This is a genomic window from Actinomycetospora succinea (assembly GCF_004363095.1).
Lineage (GTDB): Bacteria > Actinomycetota > Actinomycetes > Mycobacteriales > Pseudonocardiaceae > Actinomycetospora > Actinomycetospora succinea.
The window spans coordinates 92,044-114,035 of sequence record NZ_SNYO01000006.1; the positions used below are offsets into that span (position 1 = coordinate 92,044).

Annotated in this window: 24 protein-coding genes; 10 read left to right on the top strand and 14 right to left on the bottom strand. The window is 73.6% G+C overall.

The features are described from left to right. The first annotated feature begins 40 nt into the window (after positions 1 to 40). Genes EV188_RS20590 through EV188_RS20600 form a run of 3 tightly spaced genes read left to right on the top strand, consistent with a single transcriptional unit; the run spans position 41 to position 1,438 of the window. Positions 41 to 832, top strand: coding sequence for an SDR family NAD(P)-dependent oxidoreductase (locus EV188_RS20590; protein WP_133828183.1), 792 nt, complete (start codon positions 41 to 43; stop codon positions 830 to 832). 40 nt (positions 833 to 872) lie between these two features. Next, on the top strand, positions 873 to 1,193 hold the full coding sequence (locus EV188_RS20595; RefSeq protein WP_133828184.1) for a DUF6247 family protein: 321 nt from the start codon (positions 873 to 875) through the stop codon (positions 1,191 to 1,193). A 5-nt stretch (positions 1,194 to 1,198) separates the two neighbouring features. Then, positions 1,199 to 1,438 carry a hypothetical protein gene (locus EV188_RS20600; RefSeq protein WP_133828185.1) on the top strand — a complete coding sequence of 80 codons (240 nt, stop codon included), beginning with the start codon at positions 1,199 to 1,201 and terminating at the stop codon, positions 1,436 to 1,438. Between the two features lie 156 nt (positions 1,439 to 1,594). Here EV188_RS20600 and EV188_RS20605 read toward each other — a convergent pair whose 3' ends face one another. From EV188_RS20605 to EV188_RS20625, 5 genes are all read right to left on the bottom strand, one after another. After that, entirely contained in the window at positions 1,595 to 1,930 is a 336-nt protein-coding gene (locus EV188_RS20605) for a thioesterase family protein (RefSeq protein ID WP_133828186.1), read from the bottom strand. An 85-nt stretch (positions 1,931 to 2,015) separates the two neighbouring features. Continuing rightward, positions 2,016 to 3,668 (bottom strand): GMC family oxidoreductase, encoded by a 1,653-nt coding sequence (locus EV188_RS20610; RefSeq protein ID WP_133828187.1) that lies wholly within the window; start codon positions 3,666 to 3,668, stop codon positions 2,016 to 2,018. Between the two features lie 7 nt (positions 3,669 to 3,675). Beyond that, entirely contained in the window at positions 3,676 to 4,317 is a 642-nt protein-coding gene (locus EV188_RS20615; protein ID WP_133828188.1) for a gluconate 2-dehydrogenase subunit 3 family protein, read from the bottom strand. A 90-nt stretch (positions 4,318 to 4,407) separates the two neighbouring features. Further along, the gene (locus EV188_RS20620) at positions 4,408 to 5,808 is read right to left on the bottom strand and encodes a phenylacetate--CoA ligase family protein (protein WP_133828189.1); all 1,401 of its coding nucleotides are present in this window, start codon (positions 5,806 to 5,808) and stop codon (positions 4,408 to 4,410) included. 1 nt (position 5,809) lies between these two features. Then, a complete protein-coding gene (locus EV188_RS20625; protein WP_133828190.1) occupies positions 5,810 to 7,573 on the bottom strand; it encodes a thiamine pyrophosphate-binding protein in 1,764 nt (587 codons plus the stop codon). Positions 7,574 to 7,827: 254 nt separating this feature from the next. Here EV188_RS20625 and EV188_RS20630 point away from each other — a divergent pair, with 254 nt between their 5' ends. The 4 genes from EV188_RS20630 (at position 7,828) to EV188_RS20645 (ending at position 11,321) form a co-directional block, all read left to right on the top strand. Beyond that, the gene (locus tag EV188_RS20630) at positions 7,828 to 8,511 is read left to right on the top strand and encodes a GntR family transcriptional regulator (protein WP_133828191.1); all 684 of its coding nucleotides are present in this window, start codon (positions 7,828 to 7,830) and stop codon (positions 8,509 to 8,511) included. 89 nt (positions 8,512 to 8,600) lie between these two features. After that, positions 8,601 to 9,365: a CPBP family intramembrane glutamic endopeptidase gene (locus tag EV188_RS20635; protein WP_133828192.1), complete on the top strand. Its 765-nt coding sequence runs from the start codon at positions 8,601 to 8,603 to the stop codon at positions 9,363 to 9,365. A gap of 1 nt (position 9,366) precedes the next feature. Next, positions 9,367 to 9,849 carry a hypothetical protein gene (locus EV188_RS20640; protein ID WP_133828193.1) on the top strand — a complete coding sequence of 161 codons (483 nt, stop codon included), beginning with the start codon at positions 9,367 to 9,369 and terminating at the stop codon, positions 9,847 to 9,849. A gap of 14 nt (positions 9,850 to 9,863) precedes the next feature. After that, positions 9,864 to 11,321, top strand: a complete 1,458-nt coding sequence (locus EV188_RS20645) for an FAD-dependent monooxygenase (RefSeq protein WP_133828194.1) — start codon at positions 9,864 to 9,866, stop codon at positions 11,319 to 11,321. Between the two features lies 1 nt (position 11,322). Here the strand turns inward: EV188_RS20645 and EV188_RS20650 are convergent, their stop codons facing one another. The 6 genes from EV188_RS20650 to EV188_RS20675 form a co-directional block, all read right to left on the bottom strand. Next, entirely contained in the window at positions 11,323 to 11,838 is a 516-nt protein-coding gene (locus EV188_RS20650; protein ID WP_243741873.1) for a gamma carbonic anhydrase family protein, read from the bottom strand. A 14-nt stretch (positions 11,839 to 11,852) separates the two neighbouring features. Next, positions 11,853 to 13,109, bottom strand: a complete 1,257-nt coding sequence (locus EV188_RS20655) for a deoxyguanosinetriphosphate triphosphohydrolase (protein ID WP_133828195.1) — start codon at positions 13,107 to 13,109, stop codon at positions 11,853 to 11,855. Between the two features lies 1 nt (position 13,110). Then, complete coding sequence (locus EV188_RS20660; RefSeq protein ID WP_133828196.1) at positions 13,111 to 13,776, bottom strand: YdcF family protein; 666 nt, start codon at positions 13,774 to 13,776, stop codon at positions 13,111 to 13,113. Next, positions 13,773 to 14,768: an XdhC family protein gene (locus EV188_RS20665; protein WP_243741874.1), complete on the bottom strand. Its 996-nt coding sequence runs from the start codon at positions 14,766 to 14,768 to the stop codon at positions 13,773 to 13,775. The genes EV188_RS20660 and EV188_RS20665 overlap by 4 nt, the downstream gene beginning before the upstream one ends. Before the next feature lie 176 nt (positions 14,769 to 14,944). Then, the gene (locus tag EV188_RS20670) at positions 14,945 to 16,372 is read right to left on the bottom strand and encodes a glycine--tRNA ligase (protein WP_133828197.1); all 1,428 of its coding nucleotides are present in this window, start codon (positions 16,370 to 16,372) and stop codon (positions 14,945 to 14,947) included. Positions 16,373 to 16,477: 105 nt separating this feature from the next. Further along, the gene (locus tag EV188_RS20675) at positions 16,478 to 16,810 is read right to left on the bottom strand and encodes an antibiotic biosynthesis monooxygenase family protein (RefSeq protein WP_133828198.1); all 333 of its coding nucleotides are present in this window, start codon (positions 16,808 to 16,810) and stop codon (positions 16,478 to 16,480) included. Positions 16,811 to 16,928: 118 nt separating this feature from the next. On the opposite strand from EV188_RS20675, the gene EV188_RS20680 reads away from it, so the two are divergent. From EV188_RS20680 to EV188_RS20690, 3 genes are read left to right on the top strand one after another with little or no spacing between them, the layout of a single operon-like run. Beyond that, a complete protein-coding gene (locus tag EV188_RS20680; RefSeq protein WP_243741875.1) occupies positions 16,929 to 17,234 on the top strand; it encodes a DUF6703 family protein in 306 nt (101 codons plus the stop codon). Next, positions 17,231 to 17,587: an ArsR/SmtB family transcription factor gene (locus tag EV188_RS20685; RefSeq protein ID WP_133828199.1), complete on the top strand. Its 357-nt coding sequence runs from the start codon at positions 17,231 to 17,233 to the stop codon at positions 17,585 to 17,587. Before EV188_RS20680 ends, EV188_RS20685 begins: the two co-directional genes overlap by 4 nt. Further along, entirely contained in the window at positions 17,584 to 18,009 is a 426-nt protein-coding gene (locus tag EV188_RS20690) for a Fur family transcriptional regulator (protein WP_133828200.1), read from the top strand. The genes EV188_RS20685 and EV188_RS20690 overlap by 4 nt, the downstream gene beginning before the upstream one ends. Positions 18,010 to 18,146: 137 nt before the next feature. On the opposite strand, the gene EV188_RS20695 is transcribed toward EV188_RS20690, so the two are convergent. From EV188_RS20695 to EV188_RS20705, 3 genes are all read right to left on the bottom strand, one after another. Then, positions 18,147 to 20,081 (bottom strand): BCCT family transporter, encoded by a 1,935-nt coding sequence (locus EV188_RS20695; RefSeq protein WP_133828201.1) that lies wholly within the window; start codon positions 20,079 to 20,081, stop codon positions 18,147 to 18,149. Between the two features lie 132 nt (positions 20,082 to 20,213). After that, entirely contained in the window at positions 20,214 to 20,984 is a 771-nt protein-coding gene (locus EV188_RS20700; RefSeq protein ID WP_133828202.1) for a TIGR03943 family putative permease subunit, read from the bottom strand. A 7-nt stretch (positions 20,985 to 20,991) separates the two neighbouring features. Then, positions 20,992 to 21,984 (bottom strand): permease, encoded by a 993-nt coding sequence (locus EV188_RS20705; RefSeq protein ID WP_133828203.1) that lies wholly within the window; start codon positions 21,982 to 21,984, stop codon positions 20,992 to 20,994. Positions 21,985 to 21,992 lie beyond the last annotated feature (8 nt).

The following is a 21,992-nucleotide window of genomic DNA, read 5'->3' on the forward strand; positions in this document are numbered from 1 at the left end:
TCCCCACCCGACGACGCCGACGACCGCGGAGGATGACGCCATGCAGCTCGACCTGTCCGGACGGACCGCCCTGGTCACGGGGTCGACCGGGGGCATCGGGCGGGCCATCGCCGCCGACCTGGCCCGCGCCGGCGCCCGGGTGGTGGTCAACGGGCGCACCGCGCCGCGGGTCGACGCCGCCGTGACGGAGCTGCGCGACGAGACCGGCGGCGAGGTCGTCGGGGTGGCCGCGGACGTGGCCACGGCCGAGGGCGCCCACGAGGTCGCCGCGCGGGAGCCCCACGTCGACGTGCTGGTCAACAACCTCGGCATCTTCGGCCCGCAGCCCGCCCTGGAGATCTCCGACGACGACTGGCGGCGGTACTTCGAGGTCAACGTGCTCGCCGCGACCCGGCTCATCCGGACCTACCTGCCGGGCATGACCGCCCGCGGCTGGGGCCGGGTGCTCGACATCGCCAGCGACTCCGCCGTCGTCATCCCCGCCGAGATGATCCACTACGGGATGTCGAAGACGGCCCTGCTCGCCGTGTCCCGCGGGTTCGCCAAGGAGGCGGCCGGCACGGGCGTCACCGTGAACTCCGTGATCGCGGGCCCGACGAACACCGGCGGTGTCGAGGGGTTCGTGCGCGAGCTCGTCGGCGACGAGCTGCCGTGGGACGAGGCGCAGCGCAAGTTCATGATCGAGTATCGGCCGCAGTCGCTGCTGCAGCGCCTCATCGAGCCCGAGGAGATCGCCCACCTCGTGACGTACCTGGCCTCGCCGCTGGCCTCGGCCACAACGGGCGCGGCCGTGCGCGTCGACGGCGGTTACGTGGACTCGATCGTCCCGTGAACCGGCACCCGTCGTCCGAGGCGTCCGCTACCGTCGGGCCATGACGAGCTCGGCGCCGGTGGGCCCCACGGAGCACCCCCTGCTCCCCGGCGCCTCGCCGGCGACGATCCGGTCGTTCCTGGTGCCCGAGGACCGCCCGACGTTCGTCGCGGCCTACGAGGCGGCGCTGGACGAGGCCCGGGGAGCGCTTGACCTCTCGCCGGTCCTCGAGCTCGTCGAGGACTGGCGCCGTGTCGCGCTCGTCCAGGCGGATCCGGTCCGCTTCCGTCGCGCGGTCCACCGTGCCGCCGAGATCGCCACCGGCGAGCCCGCGACCGCCGACGAACCGTTCGAGGTGACCCGCTCCAGGGCCGGGCTCTAGACCCGATGTATGAGGTCGACCCGCTCGACGAGGCGGTCGGCACCCTGCCCGAGGAGCTCTCGGCGGACTTCCTCGAGGTGCGGACGGCCCTCGAGCGCTCTCCGTGGACGGTCGGCCGGCCCTGGGTGGCGACCAACCCGACCGGCCTACGCACCGTGACGTTCGGAGCCGGACGTGCCGTGCTCGTCTTCGGGATCATCGACCGCGAATGTCGTGTCTTCCTCGTCAGCCTGGTGATCACGTGACACGCCGGTCACGCCAGCGCCACGCCCACAGTGTGCCTGACCGGCTCGAGGTAGCCGGTGCGGCGAACCACATGCTTCGGTTTCCGAAGCGCTTCCACTAGTGCGAGGACGTCCTCGACGAGCGCCACGACCTCGCGTCCCGGCCGCAGGAACGCCCTAGTGGAACGTCGCCCGGTCCACGACGACGCGGTCGATCTCGCCGTCGGCGACGTAGTGGCCGTCGCCGTCGATGGCGCTGACGTCGAAGGTCAGCCGGTCGCCCTCGGTGGTCAGGGTGGCGTAGACGTCGACCGTGCCGCCGACGGGCGTGGGCCGGCGGTGCCGCACGCGGATCGCGGCGCCGACCGTCGTCTGGCCGTCGGCGAGGCTCGAGGCGGCCTCGGCCACCGTCGCCGCCTCGAGCCAGGCGATCAGGCGCGGCGTGCCCAGCACGGGGACGTCGCCGCTGCCGAGCGCGACCGCGGTGTCGTCGTCGGTGACCTCGTACCTCATCGCGGCGATGGTAGAGGGACCTGCGGCCCATGTGAGTGCTTCGGGTCGCCGGGGCGACCCGAAGCACTCACATGGCCGGAGGCCATCACATCGTCGGCGCGTCGGCGTTGCTCGGCGTCGTCCTCTGCGCGGTGATGTGGTCGATGTTGCGCAGGATGTACTCGCCGGTGCGCTGAGAGAGCGCGCCGATGGTGCTGGTCGGGTTGACCGCGGCACCCGTGGTCAGCGTGCTGCCGTCGACGACGAACAGGTTCGGCACGTCCCAGGTCTGGCACCACTTGTTGAGCACCGAGTCGTCGGGCGTGTTGCCCATCCGGCAGGTGCCCATGAGGTGCCAGCCCGGCGGCGGGTAGAGCACGCCGGTGTCGTTGGTCTCGGTCGCCCCGACCGCGCGCGTGGCCTCGAAGATCTTGTCGATGCCGTACTCGGCCAGCGCGATGTCGTTGGGGTGCAGGGCGTAGTCGACGTGCGCGGCCGGCAGCCCCGACGAGTCCGTCACGTCCGGGTCGAGCGTGACCCGGTTCGATTCCACCGGCAGGTCCTCGCCGAACATGAAGACCATGAGGTGGTTGGCGAAGTGGCCGTCGAAGAACTCGCGGTGCTTCTCGCCCCACGGCGCCGTGTAGCCGGTGTGCGTCCCCATCGCGGCGTAGGCGGGGCCGAAACTGCGCGCGACCTGCATGCCGAATCCGTTGACGAATCCCCGGCTGACGTCGGTGTGGTAGAACTCGTGCGAGTACAGGGGCGCGCCGAACGACCCCTTGAATCCCTCGATCGGCTCGTCGAACCACGAATCGCAGAACGCGAACACGTGGTGCATCAGGTACTTGCCGACGATGCCGTTCGAGTTCGCGAGGCCGTCGGGGTGGCCCTTCTGCGCGCTCTGCAGCAGCAGGCGCGGGGACCCGATCCCGTTCGCCGCCAGCACCACGATCTTCGCGCGGATCTCGTGGCGCTCCCCGGTGACGCGGTCGAGATACGTGGCGCCGGTGGCCCGGCCGCCGTCGGCGTTGATCGTCTCGACGCGGGCGTTGGTGCGCAGGTCGGCGCCGTGGCGGATCGCGTAGGGCCAGTGGGCGTTCGCCGGGGTGGACAGCGAGCCCGTCGGGCTGCCCGAGAGCTCGTTGCCCATCGCCTGGTCGGCCTCGCGGTTCTCCCGCGGCTGCGTGATGACCGCGTTGTCCGACGGCCACCAGTGCCAGCCGAGGTCCCTCGACGCCTTGGCGTACTTGAGGCCGAGCTTGCCGGGCAGCACCTCGGGGTCGCGGACGGCCTGCTTGCGGTCCGGGTAGGACGGGTCACCGATGCGCCCGGAGATGCCGTAGATCTCGTCGTTCTCGTCGTAGAACGGCGCGAGGTCCTCGTAGGAGATCGGCCAGTCGATCGTGCCCTCGAGACCGTGCTCGGTGCCCTTGCGGAAGTCGACCGGCTTGTAGCGCGGCCAGTGGCCGGCGTAGTGCACGGTCGAGCCGCCGACGTTGTTCATCATGTACGGCGTCGTCGTGCCGGTGACCGGATAGTCCTCCGGCAGCTGGCGCACGTTGGGGTCGTAGGCCCACCCGCGCTGCTTCTCGAGCTCCCACTCGTCGTGGTAGTGCGGGTGGTCGGTCGGCTTGACCCACGGACCCTGCTCCAGGCAGGTGACCTTCACGCCGGCCTTGGCCAGCTTGAGCGCGATGCCGGCTCCGCCGGGCCCCGCACCGATGATCAGGACGTCGGTCTCCTCGTATGCGGCCATGATCGCCTCACTTCGTCCAGGACAGCTGGGAGAGGTCGACGCGGACGACCTCGTCGGTCTCGAGGTAGGAGCCGTTCTCCTGCGCCTGGGTCAGCAGCTCCTCGTCCCAGGGCTCCGTGGTCTGCAGGTAGCCGTAGGGCAGGGGCGGGCCGTGGTAGTCGCGGCCGGCCGGGAGGTTCCGGTTGATCGCAAGGGTCACGACGGGGCGCGAGTAGTAGCCGTAGTAGACGAGCGCCCGCAGCTGCTCGAAGAGCGGATCCTCGGCCTTCTCGAGAGCCGCGATCGCGGCCGTCCGGTCGGCGACGGAACCATCGACGAACCCCTGCCCCAGGCGGTCGAGCCCGGCCTTGAACTCGTCCTCGGTCGCGAACGGGAAGTGCTTGTTCTTGTAGCCGCTCGGCGTGACGTAGCGGCCCATGAACGTCACGAGGTCCTGCTCGCTCGCCGTCGGCCAGTCCGGGTGCGGCGGGATGATCGTGTCCGCGGCCGCGTCGATCACCGCCGCCTGGGTGGCGTCGAAGCCGACCGGGTTCTGCAGGCCGCCGAGGCGCGGGCGGCCGGTCTCGAAGAACCCGCCCGCCTCCCCCGGCGTGGCCGTCGTCTCCGGAGCGCCGAACGGTGCCGGCTTCTCCCCGAGGGCGTTGTTCACGACGTTCTCCCCTCTCCGCTGAAGGTGGGTCCGTGTGGGTGACGTGAGCGATTTCCTGCGCTATAGCGCAGGAAATCGCTCACATGGGAATCAGCGCTTCGTGTGCTCGCGCTCGTCGACGACGCGGCGGGACTTGTGCTCCGCGCGCTCGAGGGTGTGGGCGTCGACGGACTCGAAGGTCACGCGGACACCGAGCAGGGACTGCAGGCCGGAGCCGGTGCGGCGCTCGAAGTCGTCACGCTGCCCGGAGGGCAGGGTGCACTCGGCGCGGACGATCATCTCGTCCATCGAGCCGGTGCGGCGCACGACGATCTGGTGCTCGCCACCGTAGTCCGCCACGCCGCGCAGGAAGTTGTCGACCTCCGTCGGGTACACGTTCTCCCCGCGGATGTGGATCATGTCGTCGATCCGGCCGTACACGCCGTCGGGCAGCTTCGGGTAGGTGCGCCCGCAGGGGTTGTCCTCCATCACCCAGCGGGTGAGGTCGTTGGACGCGAGCCGGATCATCGGCTGCGACGTGCGCTCGAGGTGGGTGTAGACCGGCGTCCCCTCGGAGCCGAACGGCACCGTGCGGAACGTGGTCGGGTCGCAGACCTCGTGCCAGACGATGTCCTGCCAGAGCAGCATCCCGTCCGGGGTCCGGTCGGTGGCCGACGCCGACATGAACGGCGTCATCTCCGCCATCGTCCCGCAGTCGACGACGCGGGCACCGAACGCGTCGGCGATCGCGTCGCGCACCGCGGGCACCGACGCGCCGGGCTCGCCGGAGAAGAACATGACCTCGAGCCCGAAGTCCTTCGGGTCGATCTTCTCCTGCGCGGCGACCTCGGCGAGGCGCAGCGCGTACGACGGCGTCGCGTAGAACGCCTTCGGCTTCGTGCGGGCGAGCCAGGTGACGGCGCGGGCGGTCATGCCCTGCGCGCCCGCCCCGAACGGCAGGACCCGGCAGCGCAGCCGCTCGGCGCCGGCCATCGCGCCCCACGAGCCCAGGTAGAGGCTGAACAGCGCGGCCACGAAGACCGTGTCGCCGGGCCGCACGCCCATCCCCCAGAGGATGCGGGCGTGGTTGTCGGCGATGACCTCCCAGTCGCGGCGGCCCAGCGCGAACGCGGTCGGCATGCCGGTGGTGCCCGACGTGCCGTGGATGTGGTGGATTTCGGACTCGTCGACGCAGAGGTAGTCGCCGAACGGCGGGTGCTCGTGCTGCGCGGCCCGCATCTCCTCCTTCTGGATCACCGGGACCTGCTCGAACGCCTCGAACGACGTGATGTCGGCGGGCTTGAGGTCCTCGGCGTCCCACTTGCGCCGGTAGAACGGCGAGGTCGCGTACGCGTACTCCATGACCTCGCGCAGCCGCACGAGCACCGCGGCGTTGCGCTCCTCGGGGTCCATCGTCTCGCGGTGCGGGAACCAGTACGGCGAGGACGGGTCGGGCAGGTAGCTCTGGTCGTAGCCCGCCGGGAAGTGCCACTCCTCCATCTGCGCGCTCATCTCAGGCCTTCCTCCGCTCGATCTCGGCGTCGTTCCACGGCGTGAGGGCCTGGTAGTCGGGCACGAAGCCCAGGCCCTTGTCGGCGTCGGGCGAGGGCGCGTCGCGGCTGGTGACGACGTCGACGACGGCAGGCGCGTTCTCCAGCGCGCGCCGCAGCGCGTCCTGCAGGTCGGCCGGGTCGGTGACGCGCTCGCCGTGCGCGCCGAGGCTGCGGCCCAGCGCCGCGTAGTCGGAGAACGCGAGCTCGGTGCCGACGACCAGCCCGTAGTTCTCCTGCTGGTCATAGCGCTCGATGTTCCACGCGGCGTTGTTCGAGACGATCACGACGATCTTCGCGCCGTGCCGCACCGCGGTGTCGATGTCGGTCGCCGAGATGCCGAAGGCGCCGTCGCCGGTGACGGTGACGACCGGGCGTCCCGGGTCGGCCAGCGCGGCGGCGATCGCGAACGGCGTCCCGACGCCGAGGCAGCCGAAGGCGCCCGGGTCGAGGTAGCGCGCGCAGCGGGTGATGCCCAGGCGCGCGAACGAGAGCAGGTCGCCGCCGTCGGCGATCATGGTCGTCTCGCCGAGGTCGATCGCGGTGCCGTCGAGGGCGTCGAGTGCGGCGAAGATGCGGTTGGGGTGCATGAGGCCGTCGGAGCCCGCGGGCGCCTCGGCCATCGCCGTCTTGTACTCCGAGCTGCGCTTCTCGTGCTTGGCGCGCAGCTCGTCGCGCCAGCCGGTGTCGGGGGTGTGGTCCTCGAGGGCGGTGGTGATCGCCGCCAGCGCGGCCGCGGGGTCGGCGAGGATCTCGACCTCGCCGCGCCGGTTGTCGATCAGCTCGCTCGCGGTGTCGGCGATGCGCACGACCGTCGCGTTCCGGAAGACCGCCGGCGAGCCGAAGCCGAGCTGGTAGTCGAGCTGGCGCCCGACGGTGATCAGCAGGTCGCAGTCGCGCATGACCGCGGAGCGCGCCGAGCCGACCCCCGCGGGATGGTCGGCGGGCACGAGCCCGCGCGACTCCTGGGTGTCGAGGTACGCCGCGCCGCTGGCGTCGAGGAAGCGCACGAGGGCTGCGCTGTCGTGGTCCAGCTCCGCTTCGCTGCGTGTCCCGCCCGCGGTGACGCGGGCGCCGCGCCCCGAGATGACGGCCGGCTTCGCGGCGCGACGGACCAGGTCGGCGACGGCCGTGACGTCGTCGGGGTGCGGCTGCGGGCGCCGGCGGGGCTTGGCGCGCAGGTGCTCGTCGGTGATGAGCGCCGGCGGGACCTCCTGGCGCAGCACATCGGTGGGGATCTCGACGTAGACCGGGCCGGGCTCGCCGCGGTCGCCGGACGCGCGGGCCCAGGCCTCGTCGAGCTCGCGCAGCACCTGGTCGTGCTGGCGCAGGGTGCGCGACAGGCGCGTGACCGGCGCGAGGATCTCGGTGTGCGGGATGTCCTGCAGCGGGCCCATGTTGGCCTGCGGGCGGGGCGGGCAGCCGCCGAAGAGCAGCAGCGGGACGCGGCTGATCGAGGCGTTGGCGATGGCCGTGACGGTGTTGGTGACGCCGGGACCGGCGGTCACGAGCGCCACCGAGGTCTCGCCCGTCAGCTCCGCGTGGGCGTGCGCCATGTGCACGGCCGAGCCCTCGTCGCGGACGTCGACGATGTGCACACCGAGCCGCGCGAGCTGGTCCCACACCGGCTGGATGTGGCCGCCCTGCAGCCCGAACACGCGCCGGACCCCGTGGTCGCGGAAGAACCGCGCCACCAGATCCGCGACGGGCGCTGACCCCTGGGCCATCCGTCCTCCTCCTCGCCGTCTGCTGTTCCGGGCACGGATCGACGGCGTGGAACCGGGGCGACGGGGCACTCCGGTGATGCACGCCACGTGATGCGGCCCACGTCCACCGTGACGTATTCTGAATTCAGAAGTCAATAGCCGGCCGGGGTCGGCGCCCCGCCCGGCCGCTACGCTGGGCGGTCGAGAAGCCCGCCCGCAGGATCTCCGAGGAGGCCGTCCGTGCCGCTCGCGGGGCCGAGCCAGGAGTGCCGCCGATGACCGCGCTCCCGACCCCTCCGTCCCGGACGGAGCAGGTGTTCGACGCGATCGTCGACGACATCTGCACCGGCAAGCTGACCCCCGGCTCGCCGCTGCGCCAGGAGCAGCTCGCCGAGCGCTTCAACGTGTCCCGCCAGCCCGTGCAGCAGGCCCTGCTGCTCCTGCGCAACCAGGGGCTGGTGCGCGAGTTCGGGCGCCGCGGCCTCGAGGTCGCGCCGCTCGACCGCGACTTCGTCAGCCACCTCTACGACCTGCGCGAGCTCCTCGACGGCTACGCCGCCCGGCTGGCCGCGGAGCGCCGCACCGAGGCGTGGCTCGAGGAGATCTCCGAGGTCGTTCGTCTCGGCGAGCAGGCGTTCGCCGAGCGCGCGTTCGCCCGGATGATCTCCGCGGACGTCGAGTTCCACCGCGGCGTCGTCGAGGCCTCGGGCAACCCGCTGCTCGTCGAGAGCACCGCGGTGATGTGGCGCAACGTGCAGCGCGTCATGGGTGAGGTCCTGCTGCAGGGCGGTTCGCCGGCCTGGGTGTGGGAGGACCACGCCGCGATCCTCGACGCCATCGTCCGCGGCGACGCCGCCCACGCCGAGGATCTCGCGCGCCGCCACGCGGCCCACGGCGAGCAGCTGATCCTCGACGCGATGGGGCCGTCCGAGGACGACGACCGGGCGGCGGACGGGTAGGAGCGGTCATCCCCCGCGGGTGATGCGGCCGTCCCGTTCGGCCCTCACCGTCGCCGGGGTCCGAATCGTCGGTCCTCGAGGTCTGCGCCATGGTCACCACGGGCGCCCCGCCGGTCCCCGACGTCCCGGTGCGCGGCGCCCGCGCCTGGCTCCGGTTCCTCGTCGGGTTCGCCGTGCTCTGGGCGGTGCTGCAGGGTGCCGCGAGCCTCGACCCGAGCGCCCGGTGGGGCCTCGCGGTGCTCGCGGTGGTGCTGGTCGTCGGGCTCGTCGTCGAGCGGGTGCTGTCCGCGGCGCCGCCCCGCGTGGCCCTCCGGTCGCTCGGGTTCGGCCGGCCGGCGCCGCGGGCGCTGCTCCTCGGGGCGGTCGTGTCGGGCGTGGTGCTGCTCGTCTTCCCGCTCGCCGCGGCGCTGGACATCGGCCCGATCACCCTGCGTCCGGGCTGGCCGTGGCTGGTCGTCGGGGCGTTCGCCCTGCACGGGCTCGCCGAGGAGCTGGTCTGGCGGGGGTTCGCCTTCCGGCGCCTGCGGGCGGGGCGGTCGTTCCCGCGCGCGGCGGTGTGGACGATGCCGCTGGTCGCGGCCACCCACGTGCCGATCCTGGTGACGTCCGGGGTGGCGGTGGGGCTCGGCGCGATGGCCGTCGCGGCGGTGACCTCGGTGCCGTTCGCGTACCTCTTCGAGACCGGCCGCGGCACACTCTGGGCGCCCGCCCTCGTCCACACCGCGATCGACTCCTTCAAGCTCGTGGAGATCGCCCCCGCGGCCGTGACGGCGTTCTCGCTGCTGCTGGTCGGGGTCTCGCTGCTCGTGCCGCTGCTCGCCCTCGCCGTGCCGCGGCGCGTCCTGGAGCGCTGACGTGCTCGCCGCGATCGGCCTGCTGGCCGCCGTCGTCGCCACGGCCCTGTGGTCGGGGCTGCTGCTGATGCTCACCACGGTCCTGCACCCGGTGTACGCCGGGCGGGACGCGGCCGGGTTCGCCCGCGAGATGCAGCGCTTCCTGCCGATCGCGCAGCGCTCCCCCACGAACTACGGGCTGGTCATCGCCATGGTCGTCGCCCCGGTGGTCGCCCTCGTCGGCCTGTGGGGCGAGCCGAGCGGGGTGCCGTTCCTGCTGACCTCGCTGGGTCTCGCCCTCGTCGTCGCCGGTCCCCTGCTCACCTCGCGCTTCGGTGCGGAGCCGAACTACGCCGTGATGCTCGCCTGGGCGCCGGACGCGCCGCCGCGCGACTGGCGCCACGTCCGGGCGCGCTGGCTGCGCCTCAACTGGATCCGCGCGGCGGCGACGTGGGCCGCGCTGGCCCTCCTCGTCGCCGCGACCTCGCTCTACCTCATCCCCTGACCTGCGGAGATCCCATGGAGACGGATGTTCTCGTGATCGGGGCCGGCCCGACCGGCCTGATGCTTGCCGCCGAGCTCGGCCTCGCCGGGGTGCGCGCCCGCGTGCTGGAACGGCGGGCGGAGACCTCGAACCTCACCCGCGCCTTCGCCGTGCACGCCCGGACCCTCGAGCTGCTCGACGCGCGCGGCCTCGCCGACCAGCTCCTGCCCCGCGGCATCCCGGTCCGCGAGATCGCCCCGGCGCCCGGTGCCACCGTGGACCTCGGCGAGCTCGACACCCGCTTCCCGATGATCCTCATCGCGCCCCAGAGCGGTACCGAGCGCATCCTCGAGCGCCGCGTCGACGAGCTCGGCGTGCCGATCGTCCGCGGGGCCGAGGTGACGGGGCTGCGCCAGGACGCCGACCGCGTCGTCGTGGACCTCGCCGACGGCAGCGAGGAGTCCGCGTCGTGGGTGGTCGGTTGCGACGGCGCGCACAGCGCGATCCGCGGCCTCGTGGACGTCCCGTTCACCGGCGCCGAGTACGAGACCCACATCCTGCTCGCCGACGTCCGGCTGACCGACCCGCCGGCCGAGGCGATGTTCGCCGAGACCGGCCCGTCGGGCGCGGTGATCGTGGTCCCGTTCGGCGACGGCTGGTTCCGCGCGATCGCGTGGGACCGGGAGCGCGAGCAGGTGCCCCTCGACGTGCCGCTGCCGATGGACGAGATGCGCGACGCGTTCCGCCGGATCGCCGGCACCGACTTCGGGATGTCCGAGCAGCGCTGGAGCACGCGGTTCCTGTCCGAGCGCCGGCAGGCGGCGCGCTACCGCGTCGGGCGGGTCCTGCTCGCCGGCGACGCCGCGCACGTCCACTCCCCGCTCGGCGGGCAGGGCATGAACACCGGCATCGGCGACGCGATGAACCTGGGCTGGAAGCTCGCCTCCGCCGTGCGCGGGACGGCGCCGCCGTGGCTCGTCGACACCTACGCCACCGAGCGCCACCGCGTCGGGGCGCAGGTCCTCGCCCTGACGGACACCTTCAACAACCTCGTGCTCGGGTACTCGCCGGTCCGGCAGTTCCTCCAGCGCCAGGCCGTGCGCCTCATCGTGCGCGCCGGGCCGGCGCGCCGGCTCATCGTCGGGCGCCTGTCGGGGATCGGGATCTCCTACCCGGGCGGCCACGGCACGCACCCCTGGACCGGGCGGCGCGCGCCGGACGTCGCGTGCGGCCCGCAGCGGCTCTACGAGGTGCTGCGCGACGGGCGGTTCGTCCTCGTCGACGCCACGGTCGCCGGGGCGCTCGCCGGTGAGATCGACGCGTCGCTGCCGGTCACGACCGTGCGCGCGCGACCGACGCCGCAGCGCCCCGACGCGATGCTCGTGCGTCCCGACGGCTACGTGGCCTGGGCCGGCGACGACGAGTCGGACATCGCGGCGCGCCTGCGCCACGGCGTCGCGCGGTGGTGCCTCGGGCCGGCCCGCGTGGGGTGACTCAGGCCGTGGCGTCCCGGTGGACCCCGAGCAGGTAGCGGTAGGTGGCGGCGCTGGCCGCGATCATGGCGCGCTCGTCGTCGGTGACCTCCCGGCGGACCTTGCCCGGGACGCCGGCGACGAGCGAGCCCGGCGGGACCGTCACGCCCTGGGAGATCACGGCGCCGGCGGCGACGACCGAGCCGCGCCCGACCGTCGCGCCGTTCATGACCACCGCGCCCATGCCGATCAGGCACTCGTCCTCGACGGTGCAGCCGTGGACCACGGCGCGGTGGCCGACGGTCACGTCGTCGCCGATCGAGCAGGGGAAGCCCGGGTCGGCGTGGACGACGGTGCCGTCCTGCACGCTGGTGCCCCGCCCCACCGTCACCGACTCCATGTCGGCGCGGACGACCGCCGTGTACCAGACGCCGGTCTCGGTCCCGATCCGCACGCGACCCGCGACGACCGCGCCCGGCGCGACCCACGCGCCCTCCGCGATCTCCGGCGCGTGACCGAGGACGGTGATCAGCTGCACGGTCTCGTTCCTCCTCAGCCCGCCACGGGACGGGTCGCGCGCAGGCGTGCGCACCACCGTTCGGCGCCCGCGTCGGTGAGCACCGCGACCTGGTCGACGACCACCCGCAGTCGGGCGGCGTCGTCGGCGGCAGCCTCCCACGCGGGGACGAAGGCCGGGTCGAGGGCCCGCGGGGCGGCCGCGACCAGGCGCTCGACCAGCTCGGCGATCAGCTCGCGCTGCTGCTCCTGCACCGCGAGGCGCGCGGGGTCGCTCATGACCCAGCGCAGCGCCGCCGCCTTGAGCACCGCCACCTCCGCGCCGACACCGGCGGGCACGACGAGGTCGGCGTCGTGGCCGGCGGGGACGACGCCGTCGCCGAGCGCGTCCCGGGTCGCCTCGACGGTGCTCGTGACGAAGCGGCCGACGAGCTCGCTGGTCAGCCGCTTGAGCGCGGCGGTGGCGGCCAGCGAGCCGTCGTGGGCACCGTGGGCCGCGGCCGCGCGCACCGCGGGCAGCTCGGCCAGCACCCCGGCCGCGTCCTCGAGGTCGGCGCGCGGGGCGGTGGAGAAGGCGTGCGCGGCGAGGTCCGCGAGGGCTTTCCGTTCGGCGGGGCGGGCCAGCCAGGCCAGCACGATGCGCCCGGCGAGGATGCCGTCCTCGAGGTCGTGCACGGAGTAGGCGACGTCGTCGGCCCAGTCCATGATCTGCGCCTCGACGCAGCGCCGGTCCGGGGGCGCGCCCTCGCGCACCCAGCGGAACACCGGCACGTCGTCGGGGTAGACGCCGAACTTCCGCACGTCCGGGCGCTTCTCCCACGGGTACTTGATGCAGGCGTCGAGCACCCCGCGGGTGAGGTTGAGCCCGCGGCAGTCGTCGTCGTCGAGCACCTTGGGCTCGAGGCGCGTGAGGATCCGCAGCGTCTGGGCGTTGCCCTCGAAGCCGCCGCAGTCCGCGGCGAGCGCGTGCAGTGCCCGCTCCCCGTTGTGGCCGAACGGCGGGTGGCCGATGTCGTGGGCGAGGCCGGCGGTGTCGACGACGTCGGGGTCCGCGCCCAGGTCCTCGGCCATCCCGCGGCCGATCTGGGCGACCTCCAGCGAGTGGGTCAGCCGGGTGCGGGGCACGCCGGTGACCTCCGCGTCCTCGTCGGGCCCGACGACCTGGGTCTTGCCGGCGAGGCGGCGCAGGGCCGCGGAGTGCAGGACACGGCCGCGGTCGCGGGCGAACGGCGAGCGCAGGTCGCGGCCCGGCTTCGGGGCCTCGGCGAACAGGCGCGCGGCCCGCGCGTCCACGTCAGCCGAGCCCCGGGTCGGAGAAGTCCGACGACCCGTGGGTGAGGTGGTAGTAGATCAGCGCACCGGTCTCGCGGACGATGTAGCGCAACTGGGTCTCGCGGGTCTGCACCACGGGGCCGCGCTTCGTCGGCGACGTCGTCGCGTCGAGGCCCACGTCGTCGGCCATCGTGCGGGAGCGCAGCGAGTGCCACGGGTCGCTGACCAGCACCGCCGAGGACCATCCCCGCTGGTCGGCGACGGCGGCGACGGCCTCGAAGCTCTCGTAGGTGTCGCGGCCCTCGTCGACCGGCAACAGGGCCTGACCCGGGACCCCGTTCTCGACGAGCCACTGCTCGCCGGCCTGCGCCTCGGTGAACGCGTCGCCCGCGGCGGCCCCGCCGACCGTGATGATCCGCGGCGCGACGCCCTCCTCGTAGAGCTCGAGGGCGTGCTGCAGGCGCGCGCGGAAGACCGGCGACGGGCGGCCGTCGTACTGGGCGGCGCCGAGCACGACGATCATGTCGACCGGCTGGCGCTCGTCGACCCGGCCCAGCTGCCACACCCGGATCGCGGTGCCCCCGACCAGCAGGAGCGCCACGACGACCGCGCCCACCACCACGCGCGGGGCCCACGCCGCGGCGGCGCGGGCCGTGCTCGGGGACGTGGGACTTGTGCTGCTGCTCATGCGCCGATCGGTCCCGCAGCGCGACCGAGCGCCGACGGATCGCGCCCGCTGCGCACGGCCAGGACCTCGCCGACGATCGACACGGCGGTCTCCGCGGGGGTGCGGGCGCCGAGGTCGAGGCCGACGGGGCCGTGGATGCGCCCGAGCTGGTCCTCCGTGACGCCGGCCGCGAGCAGGCGCTCGCGGCGCGCCGCCTGGGTGCGACGCGAGCCGAGGGCGCCGAGGAAGCCGCGGCCCTGGATGCCGGTGCGGAGGACCGCGTCGAACGCGGGGTCGTGGTCGAGCAGCACGAGGACGTCGGCGTCGGTGAACCCGGCGACCGCGGCGTCGGCCTCGGCCACGGTGTCGGCGCGCTGCGACGCCCAGCCCAGCACGCCGGCCTGCGCGGCCAGCGCGTCGGCGATCGCCCCGCCGCCGACCACGGTGATCGTCGGCACGGGGACCCAGAGGTCGACGAGCAGGTCGGCGCCCTCGAGCGTCGGGCGGTCGGTGGCCGTGGCGCCCCGGCGCAGCAGGCCGCGGACGTGGGCGAGCGCGGCCTGGTCGAGCTGCTCACCGCCCAGGGTGCCCTCGGCCGTCTCGAGCTCGCCGCCCGTGGCCGCGAGCGACGCCGACCCGTCGGCGCGGGAGACCAGGGCGGCGGGGATGCCGCCCCGGAACGCGTCGGCCAGCGCGCGGGCTGGCCCGGCGTCGAGGGGGTGGCCGAGCAGCGTCGCCCCGCCCGCGCAGGCGAGACCCGCGGCGACGGCGGCGTCCTCGGCGACGTGGGCCTCGACGGTCGCCGGGCTCGTGCGCGCGTCCTGCGCCAGCGCCGCCGCGCTGTCGTCCAGCGCGCCGCGCAGCAGGTCGCCGCCGAGCGTCCCGTCGGCGCCGGCGACCAGCAACTGGCCGGGCTCGACCGTGCCGAACCCGTGTCGATCGAGCACGCGGACCACCGCCCGCGCCTCGTCGCCGCGCGCCAGGACCGCCGCCACCGCCGCCAGGTCGCTCACGCCGTCCAGGGTAGGCGAGGCCCCCGACCGCGCCGGTCCGCCGCCCCGGGTTCCGGCCCGTGAACGAACGAACGGCGCGGTCGCTGCTTCGGTAGCAGCGACAGCGCCGTTCGTTCTTCAGGGGCGTCGGCGGACGGGCGAGCGAGCCCGGCGTCCGGCGCAGCGGTGGAGCGCGCTCAGCAGCCGATCAGGCGGCCGGCGAGGTAGGACTCGAGCTGGTCGAGGGCCACGCGCTCCTGGGTCATGGCGTCGCGGTGCCGGACGGTGGCCGCCTGGTCGTTCAGCGAGTCGAAGTCGACGGTGACGCAGAACGGGGTGCCGATCTCGTCCTGGCGCCGGTAGCGGCGGCCGATGGCGCCGGCGTCGTCGAACTCGACGTTCCAGTGCTTGCGCAGGGTGGCCGCGACGTCGCGGGCGACCGGCGACAGGTCCGAGTTGCGCGACAGCGGCAGCACCGCCGCCTTGACCGGCGCGAGGCGCGGGTCGAGGCGCAGCACCGTGCGCTTGTCGACGCCGCCCTTGGCGTTCGGGGCCTCGTCCTCGGTGTAGGCCTCGAGCAGGAACGCCATCATCGGCCGGCCGACGCCCGCCGCGGGCTCGATGACGTACGGGCGGTAGCGCGAGTCGGTGGCCTGGTCGTAGTAGCTCAGGTCGACGCCCGAGTGGTTCGTGTGCGTCGTGAGGTCGAAGTCGGTGCGGTTGGCGATGCCCTCGAGCTCGCCCCACTCCTGGCCGGCGTTGAACTGGAACTTGTACTCCACGTCCACCGTGCGCTTGGAGTAGTGGGAGAGCTTCTCCTTCGGGTGCTCGTAGTGCCGCAGGTTGTCCGCGTCGATGCCGAGGTCGGTGTACCAGCGGGTGCGCTCGTCGATCCAGTACTGGTGCCACTGCTCGTCGGAGCCCGGCTCGACGAAGAACTCCATCTCCATCTGCTCGAACTCGCGCGTGCGGAAGATGAAGTTGCCCGGCGTGATCTCGTTGCGGAAGCTCTTGCCGATCTGGCCGATGCCGAACGGCGGCTTCTTGCGCGCCGTCGACATGACGTTGGCGAAGTTGACGAAGATGCCCTGCGCGGTCTCGGGGCGCAGGTAGTGCAGGCCCTCCTCGGACTCCACGGGGCCGAGGTAGGTCTTGAGCATCATGTTGAACTCGCGGGGCGCGGTGTACTCGCCCCGCACGCCGCAGTTCGGGCAGGGCACCGTCGTCAGCTCGTAGCCGACCTTGCCCTCGGCGTCGACCGTCTCCAGCGACGGGCCGCCGGTGCGCTCCGCGAAGTCCTCCGCGAGCTGGTCGGCGCGGAACCGGCGGTGGCAGTTGGTGCACTCCACCAGCGGGTCGGTGAACACGTCGACGTGGCCCGAGGCGACCCACACCTGGCGCGGCAGGATCACGCTGGAGTCGAGGCCCACGACGTCGTCGCGGCCGGTGACCATCGACTTCCACCACTGGCGCTTGATGTTGTCCTTGAGCTCCACGCCGAGCGGGCCGTAGTCCCAGGCCGACCGGGTCCCGCCGTAGATCTCACCGGACGGGAAGACGAAACCGCGGCGCTTGCACAGGTTGACCACGGTCTCGATACGGGCGCTGCCGGTGGGGGTGGGCACGGTGGTACTCCGGGAATCGCAGGGGTTCGCAGGGGCGCGCTGGTGCACCCAGCGTAGCGAGCGGGCCGCCGGCGACCGTCCACCGGAGCCGGGGTCCGCGATGGTTCAGCGGTCGGTGAGCAGGCTGGGGTGCTCGGTGACGCCCTCGGGCCCGGCGACGAGGGCGCGCTCGTGCGCGGCGGGCTCGTCGGTGCGCGCCTCGGAGAGCAGCGGGACGACGTGTTCGCGCACGTCGAAGGGCTGCAGCGCCTTCCGGTAGGCGGTCACGGTGACGAAGCGGGCGACGAGCACCCAGCTCCCCGGCTCCTCGATCGCCCGGCCGAGGTCGACGCCCTCGCAGCCGGGCTGTGCGGCGAGCAGGCCGACGGCGCGGCGCGCGCGCTCGAGGAACGCCGCGGTCTCCTCGGCGGCCGGCGCGAAACGGCAGACCAGCAGCATCCCGGGCGTCCTCCCCCGTCGGTCGACAACGGATACCATTATCGGGAGATGTCGTGCCGGGGTGCGGACCCGGGGCGGCGTGGGACGGATGGCGGGACCGACAGCCGGGGAGGCAGCCGTGAGCGGTCGCGGGCCGGGGCAGGGGCGCTCGCTCTTCGCCGGGAAGCGCGGACGGGCGGTGCCCGGCGACGGGCCCCTCGCGCGCGTGCCCGCGGTGGCCGTCTTCGCCGTGGTCGTCGTCGTCTTCGCCGCGGGGGTGATCCTCGGCGGCGTGCTCGGCGCGGCGCTGCTCGGCGTCCTCGCACTCGGGGTGGCCGCGCTGCTGGTCGCGACCTGGCCGCGGCTGGGTCCCGGCGAGCGCGCGGTGCGCCTGCTCGTGCTCGTGGTGCTCGTCGCCATCGCCGTCGGGCTGGTCGTGCGATGAGCGCCACACAGGCTCACATCCACGAGGACGCCGCACCCGACCTGCCGGCCCCCGGCCCCGAGACGCCCGGCTCGGCGTCGCTCGTCGCGGCGGGCGACCTGCTGCGGGCCCTCGCCGCGCCGGTGCGGATCGCGATCGTGCTGCAGCTGCGCACCTCGCCGCGCTGCGTCCACGAGCTCGTCGACGCCCTCGAAGTCACCCAGCCGCTGATCAGCCAGCACCTGCGCGTGCTCAAGGCCGCCGGCGTGGTGCGCGGTGACCGACGTGGTCGCGAGGTCGTCTACCGCCTCGTGGACGATCACCTCGCACACATCGTCGTGGACGCGGTCGCGCACGTGGAGGAGGAGACGTGACGGCATCCGGCTCGCGGACGCCATCCTCGGTGCCCGGGCTGCGCGCGACCAGGCAGCGGGCCGCGATCGCCGGGCTCCTCGACGAGCTGACCGACTTCAGGTCCGCGCAGGAGATCCACGAGGAGCTGCGCCGCCGCGGCGAGGGCATCGGGCTGACCACGGTCTACCGGACCCTGCAGGCCCTCGCCGACGCCGACGAGATCGACGTGCTGCGCACGGGCACCGGCGAGGCGTCCTACCGCCGGTGCTCGGAGCACCACCATCACCACCTGGTGTGCCGTGTCTGCGGCAAGACCGTCGAGGTCGAGGGCCCGGCCGTCGAGCACTGGGCCGACCGCGTCGCCGCCCAGCACGGCTTCGCCGAGATCTCCCACACCGTGGAGATCCTCGGCGTCTGCGCGGCGTGCCGCGCCGCCGGCTGAGGCAGACCTCCGGGAGCGAGGGCGTCCCTCGCTGCCTGCCAGGCAGCCGGGGAGTCCCTCGCTGCGCACCCCGACACACAGAGAGCCGGGTCCCGCGCGGGGACCCGGCTCTCGGTGGTGCTCTGACCTTCTCGGACCTACTCGCGGTCGGCCGACGGACGGCCGGCGGTCTCGGCCGCGGCGCCGGGACCGGTGTCGACGATCTCGGTGCCGCCCGGGTCGTCGTCCTTGGGCACGGAGCGGGCCCGCGCCCCGGCCTCCTCCGGGTCCGCGGGGACGGCGGGCGTCTCCCCCGTCGAGAACGGGTCCTGCACGCCGTAGACCTCGGCGTAGGTCGGGCCGCCGCCCGACTCACCGTTGGCCCGCGGCCGGGGTCGCGTGCCCGGGAAGGCCTGCACGTGGAGGTAGAAGTCCTCGCCGTGCTTGTCGGTGCCGTGGTCGATCGCCTGCTCCATGACCTCGAGGCCCTTGCGCTCGCGCAGGATCACGGGGTCGTGGTTGAGGTCGCGCATGAACGCGACGCAGAGGAACACCATGATCACGACGAACGGCGCCGCGACCAGGATGGTGAGGCTCTGCAGGCCGGACAGGGCGTCCTCGCCGCCGACCAGCAGCATGATGATCGCGACGGCGCCCATCACCGAGCCCCAGAAGATCACGACCCACTTGGACGGCTCGTCGGTGCCGCGCTGCGAGAGCGTGCCGGTGACGATCGACGCGGCGTCGGCGCCGGAGACGAAGAAGATCGCCACGAGCACCATCACCAGCAGGCCGGTGAACGTGGCCCACGGGTAGGCCTGGAGCACGGCGAACAGCTGGGTCTCCGTGTCGGCCGCGGCGGGGTTCAGGCCCGCCTGCTGCTGGGTGATCGCGGTGCCGCCGAAGATCGAGAACCAGACCAGGCTCACGAGGCTCGGCACCAGGATCACGCCGCCGACGAACTGGCGGATCGTGCGGCCCCGGCTGATCTTCGCCAGGAACATGCCGACGAAGGGCGTCCAGGAGATCCACCACGCCCAGTAGAAGACCGTCCACGAGCTCAGCCACTCGAGCATGGCCTCGCCGCCGGTGGCCTCGGTGCGCCCGACCATCTGGGCGAAGTCGCCGAAGTAGGCGCCCACGGCCGTCGGGAGCAGGTCCAGGATGATCACCGTCGGGCCGACGACGAACACGAAGAGCGCCAGGATGCCCGCGAGCACCATGTTGATGTTCGACAGCCACTGGATGCCCTTGGCGACGCCGGACACGGCCGAGAGCACGAACGCCGCGGTGAGCACGACGATCAGTGGGACCAGGACCTCGTTGCCGGCGCCGGGCAGGAAGCCCGTGGCGTCGAGCCCGCCACCGATCTGCAGCGCGCCGAGCCCCAGCGAGGCCGCCGACCCGAAGATCGTCGCGAAGATCGCGATGATGTCGATGACCCGGCCGACCGCCCCGTTGGCGGCGCGCTCGCCGATGAGCGGGATGAACGCCGAGCTGATCAGCTGACGGCGACCCTTGCGGAACGTCGAGTACGCGATGGCCAGGCCGACCACGGCGTAGATCGCCCACGGGTGCAGGGTCCAGTGGAAGAGCGAGGTGGCCATCGCCGTGTTCAGCGCGCCGACCTGGTCGCCCGGCATGACCGACCCGGGCGGGGGCTCGGTGAAGAACGACAGCGGCTCGGCGACGCCGTAGAACATCAGACCGATGCCCATGCCGGCGCTGAACATCATCGCGATCCAGGAGACCGTCCTGAACTCGGGCTGCTCGTCGTCACGCCCCAGCCGGATCCGGCCGAAGCGGCTGAACGCCAGCCACAGCGCGAAGACCACGAAGCCGGTGGCGGCGAGGATGAAGCCCCAGCCACCACCGCGGATGACGCCGCTGAGCATGGCGCTCGACGCGGCGCTGAGGCTCTCGGTGCCGATGACACCCCAGCCCACGAAGATCACCGCGAGCGCGGCGCCGACACCGAAGACGACCCAGTCGGTGCCGTGCTTCCGGTCCGCGGCGCTCACCGCCGGGACGTCCGGCTCACCCCCGGACGACCCGGCCGGCTGGCCCGGCGGTGATGAGAGATCTTGTGTCATGGCGAGTCGCGCCTCCCAGGTCCTCGAGAGACGCCCCTCCTCTCCGGATCGTCAGCGGACGCCGAGTGTACGTCTGGTTGCAGCGGGTTCATCCCGCTTTCGGCCTGTTGCTGTCGGTACGGCGTGTTCGGGTCAGTATTCGTACACCGGATCGGGTGTCGCAACCGGCGACCACGAGGTCACCGCCAGTGTCGGGACGTGCCCGTCGGCCGGCGTGCCCGTGCCGGCCACGACCCGCCCGCGCACCGCCACCCAGCGGTCGCCCTCGGGACCGCCCGGGCCCTGGTCGCGCAGCTGACCCTGCGGGTCGGCGAGGTGCACCCGCACGGTCGCGGCGTCGGCCGCGCAGCACGTGATCACCCACCGTGCCAGATCCACCGTGGCGGTCCCGGGGGGCGGGTGCCGGGCCGGCACGAGGAAGCCCGTCACCGTGACCTCGCGGGTCGTGACCTGCCCGAACGGGTCCGCGGCGGCGCGCGAGACGACATCGAGGAGCCCGAGCGCCGGCGCCTCGCCCGCGGGCAGCGGGTCGTCGGCGACCGCGGACACCGGCGCCGCGCGGGCCCCGACACCGCCGACCGCCGCCGACCCCAGCGCCGGCGGCACGACCAGCAGCAGCGCGAGGACCGGCAGCACGAGCATCCACGCCGACGGGCCGGCCCGGGAGTCGTGCCCGGCCTCGGGACCGGCCCCGTCCCCGTGGTCGTGCCCGTCCACCACCGCCCGTCCCCGCAGGTCGCGCACGATGCCGACCACCGCCACCGTGATCAGCACGACACCGGCCGCGAGCACCGGCACCGCCGACCACGGCCGCACGTAGCGCAGGTACGAGCCGTCCGCGACGATCTTGACGAGCACGCCGCCCACGAGGACGAGCAGCACGTGCTGCGAGTCCCTGCTCATGACCCGCTCACCCCGCTCCCCCGAACACGACCAGCCCCACCACGACGGCGCTCGTCACCGCGACGACGAAGGTCAGCGGGGCGAAGCGCGCCGCGAACGCCTTCCCGAACGCCCCGGCCTGCAGGGCGACGAGCTTGACGTCGACCGCGGGACCGACGACGAGGAAGACCAGCCGCGGCAGCAGCGGCAGCGTCGAGAGCGACGCCGCGACGAACGCGTCGGCCTCGCTGCACAGCGCGAGCAGGACCGCGAGCAGCGCCATCACCGCGCAGGCGAGCACGAGGTGGCCCGCCAGCCCGTCGAGCCACGACGCGGGCACGACGACCGTCATGACCGCCGCCGCCAGACCGCCGACGACGAGGAAGCCGCCGGCGTCGACCACGTCGCGGCGCACGGTCTCGGCGAACACCGCCCACCGCGGCGTCCCGTCGTCCGGCGGCGGCCTGCGCACCCGCGCGGCGATCCACTCCGCGCGCCCCACCCGGGTCCACAGCCATCCGACGCCGACCGCGGTGGCGGCCGAACCGAGCAGTCGGGCGCCGACCATCTCCGGGTGGTCGGGGAACGCGACGGCCGTCGCCACCAGCACCACGGGGTTGATCGCCGGCGCGGCGAGCAGGAACGCCAGCGCCGCGGCCTCGGGCACCCCCTGCGCGACGAGCCGCCGCGCCACCGGGACCGACGCGCACTCGCAACCCGGCAGCACGAGCCCCGCGGCTCCGGCGACGGGGACGGCGAGCGCGGGACGCCTCGGCAGCACCCGGCGCAGCACCGCGGGCGAGACCCACGCCGCGAGCGCCCCGGAGAGCAGCGTGCCGAGCACGAGGAAGGGCAGCGCCTGCACGCACACGGCGACGAACACCGTGGCCGCCGTGCGGACCACACCGACGTCGAGCAGCCGCACCAGCGGGCCCTGCAGCGCCGTCGCCACCAGGAGCGTCGCGCACAGCACGACCAGGGACACGGACCCGCGCGTGGTCGTCGATCGCGGGGAGCTCACGAACCGTG

Coding starts and splice junctions, on each gene's coding strand:
- EV188_RS20685 (WP_133828199.1), top strand. CDS start 17,231: ATGAGCGCCACACAGGCTCACATCCACGAGGACGCCGCACCCGACCTG.
- EV188_RS20645 (WP_133828194.1), top strand. CDS start 9,864: ATGGAGACGGATGTTCTCGTGATCGGGGCCGGCCCGACCGGCCTGATG.
- EV188_RS20695 (WP_133828201.1), bottom strand. CDS start 20,081: ATGACACAAGATCTCTCATCACCGCCGGGCCAGCCGGCCGGGTCGTCC.
- EV188_RS20675 (WP_133828198.1), bottom strand. CDS start 16,810: ATGCTGCTGGTCTGCCGTTTCGCGCCGGCCGCCGAGGAGACCGCGGCG.
- EV188_RS20595 (WP_133828184.1), top strand. CDS start 873: ATGACGAGCTCGGCGCCGGTGGGCCCCACGGAGCACCCCCTGCTCCCC.
- EV188_RS20610 (WP_133828187.1), bottom strand. CDS start 3,668: ATGGCCGCATACGAGGAGACCGACGTCCTGATCATCGGTGCGGGGCCC.
- EV188_RS20625 (WP_133828190.1), bottom strand. CDS start 7,573: ATGGCCCAGGGGTCAGCGCCCGTCGCGGATCTGGTGGCGCGGTTCTTC.
- EV188_RS20700 (WP_133828202.1), bottom strand. CDS start 20,984: ATGAGCAGGGACTCGCAGCACGTGCTGCTCGTCCTCGTGGGCGGCGTG.
- EV188_RS20630 (WP_133828191.1), top strand. CDS start 7,828: ATGACCGCGCTCCCGACCCCTCCGTCCCGGACGGAGCAGGTGTTCGAC.
- EV188_RS20600 (WP_133828185.1), top strand. CDS start 1,199: ATGTATGAGGTCGACCCGCTCGACGAGGCGGTCGGCACCCTGCCCGAG.
- EV188_RS20590 (WP_133828183.1), top strand. CDS start 41: ATGCAGCTCGACCTGTCCGGACGGACCGCCCTGGTCACGGGGTCGACC.
- EV188_RS20635 (WP_133828192.1), top strand. CDS start 8,601: ATGGTCACCACGGGCGCCCCGCCGGTCCCCGACGTCCCGGTGCGCGGC.
- EV188_RS20605 (WP_133828186.1), bottom strand. CDS start 1,930: ATGAGGTACGAGGTCACCGACGACGACACCGCGGTCGCGCTCGGCAGC.
- EV188_RS20660 (WP_133828196.1), bottom strand. CDS start 13,776: ATGAGCAGCAGCACAAGTCCCACGTCCCCGAGCACGGCCCGCGCCGCC.
- EV188_RS20620 (WP_133828189.1), bottom strand. CDS start 5,808: ATGAGCGCGCAGATGGAGGAGTGGCACTTCCCGGCGGGCTACGACCAG.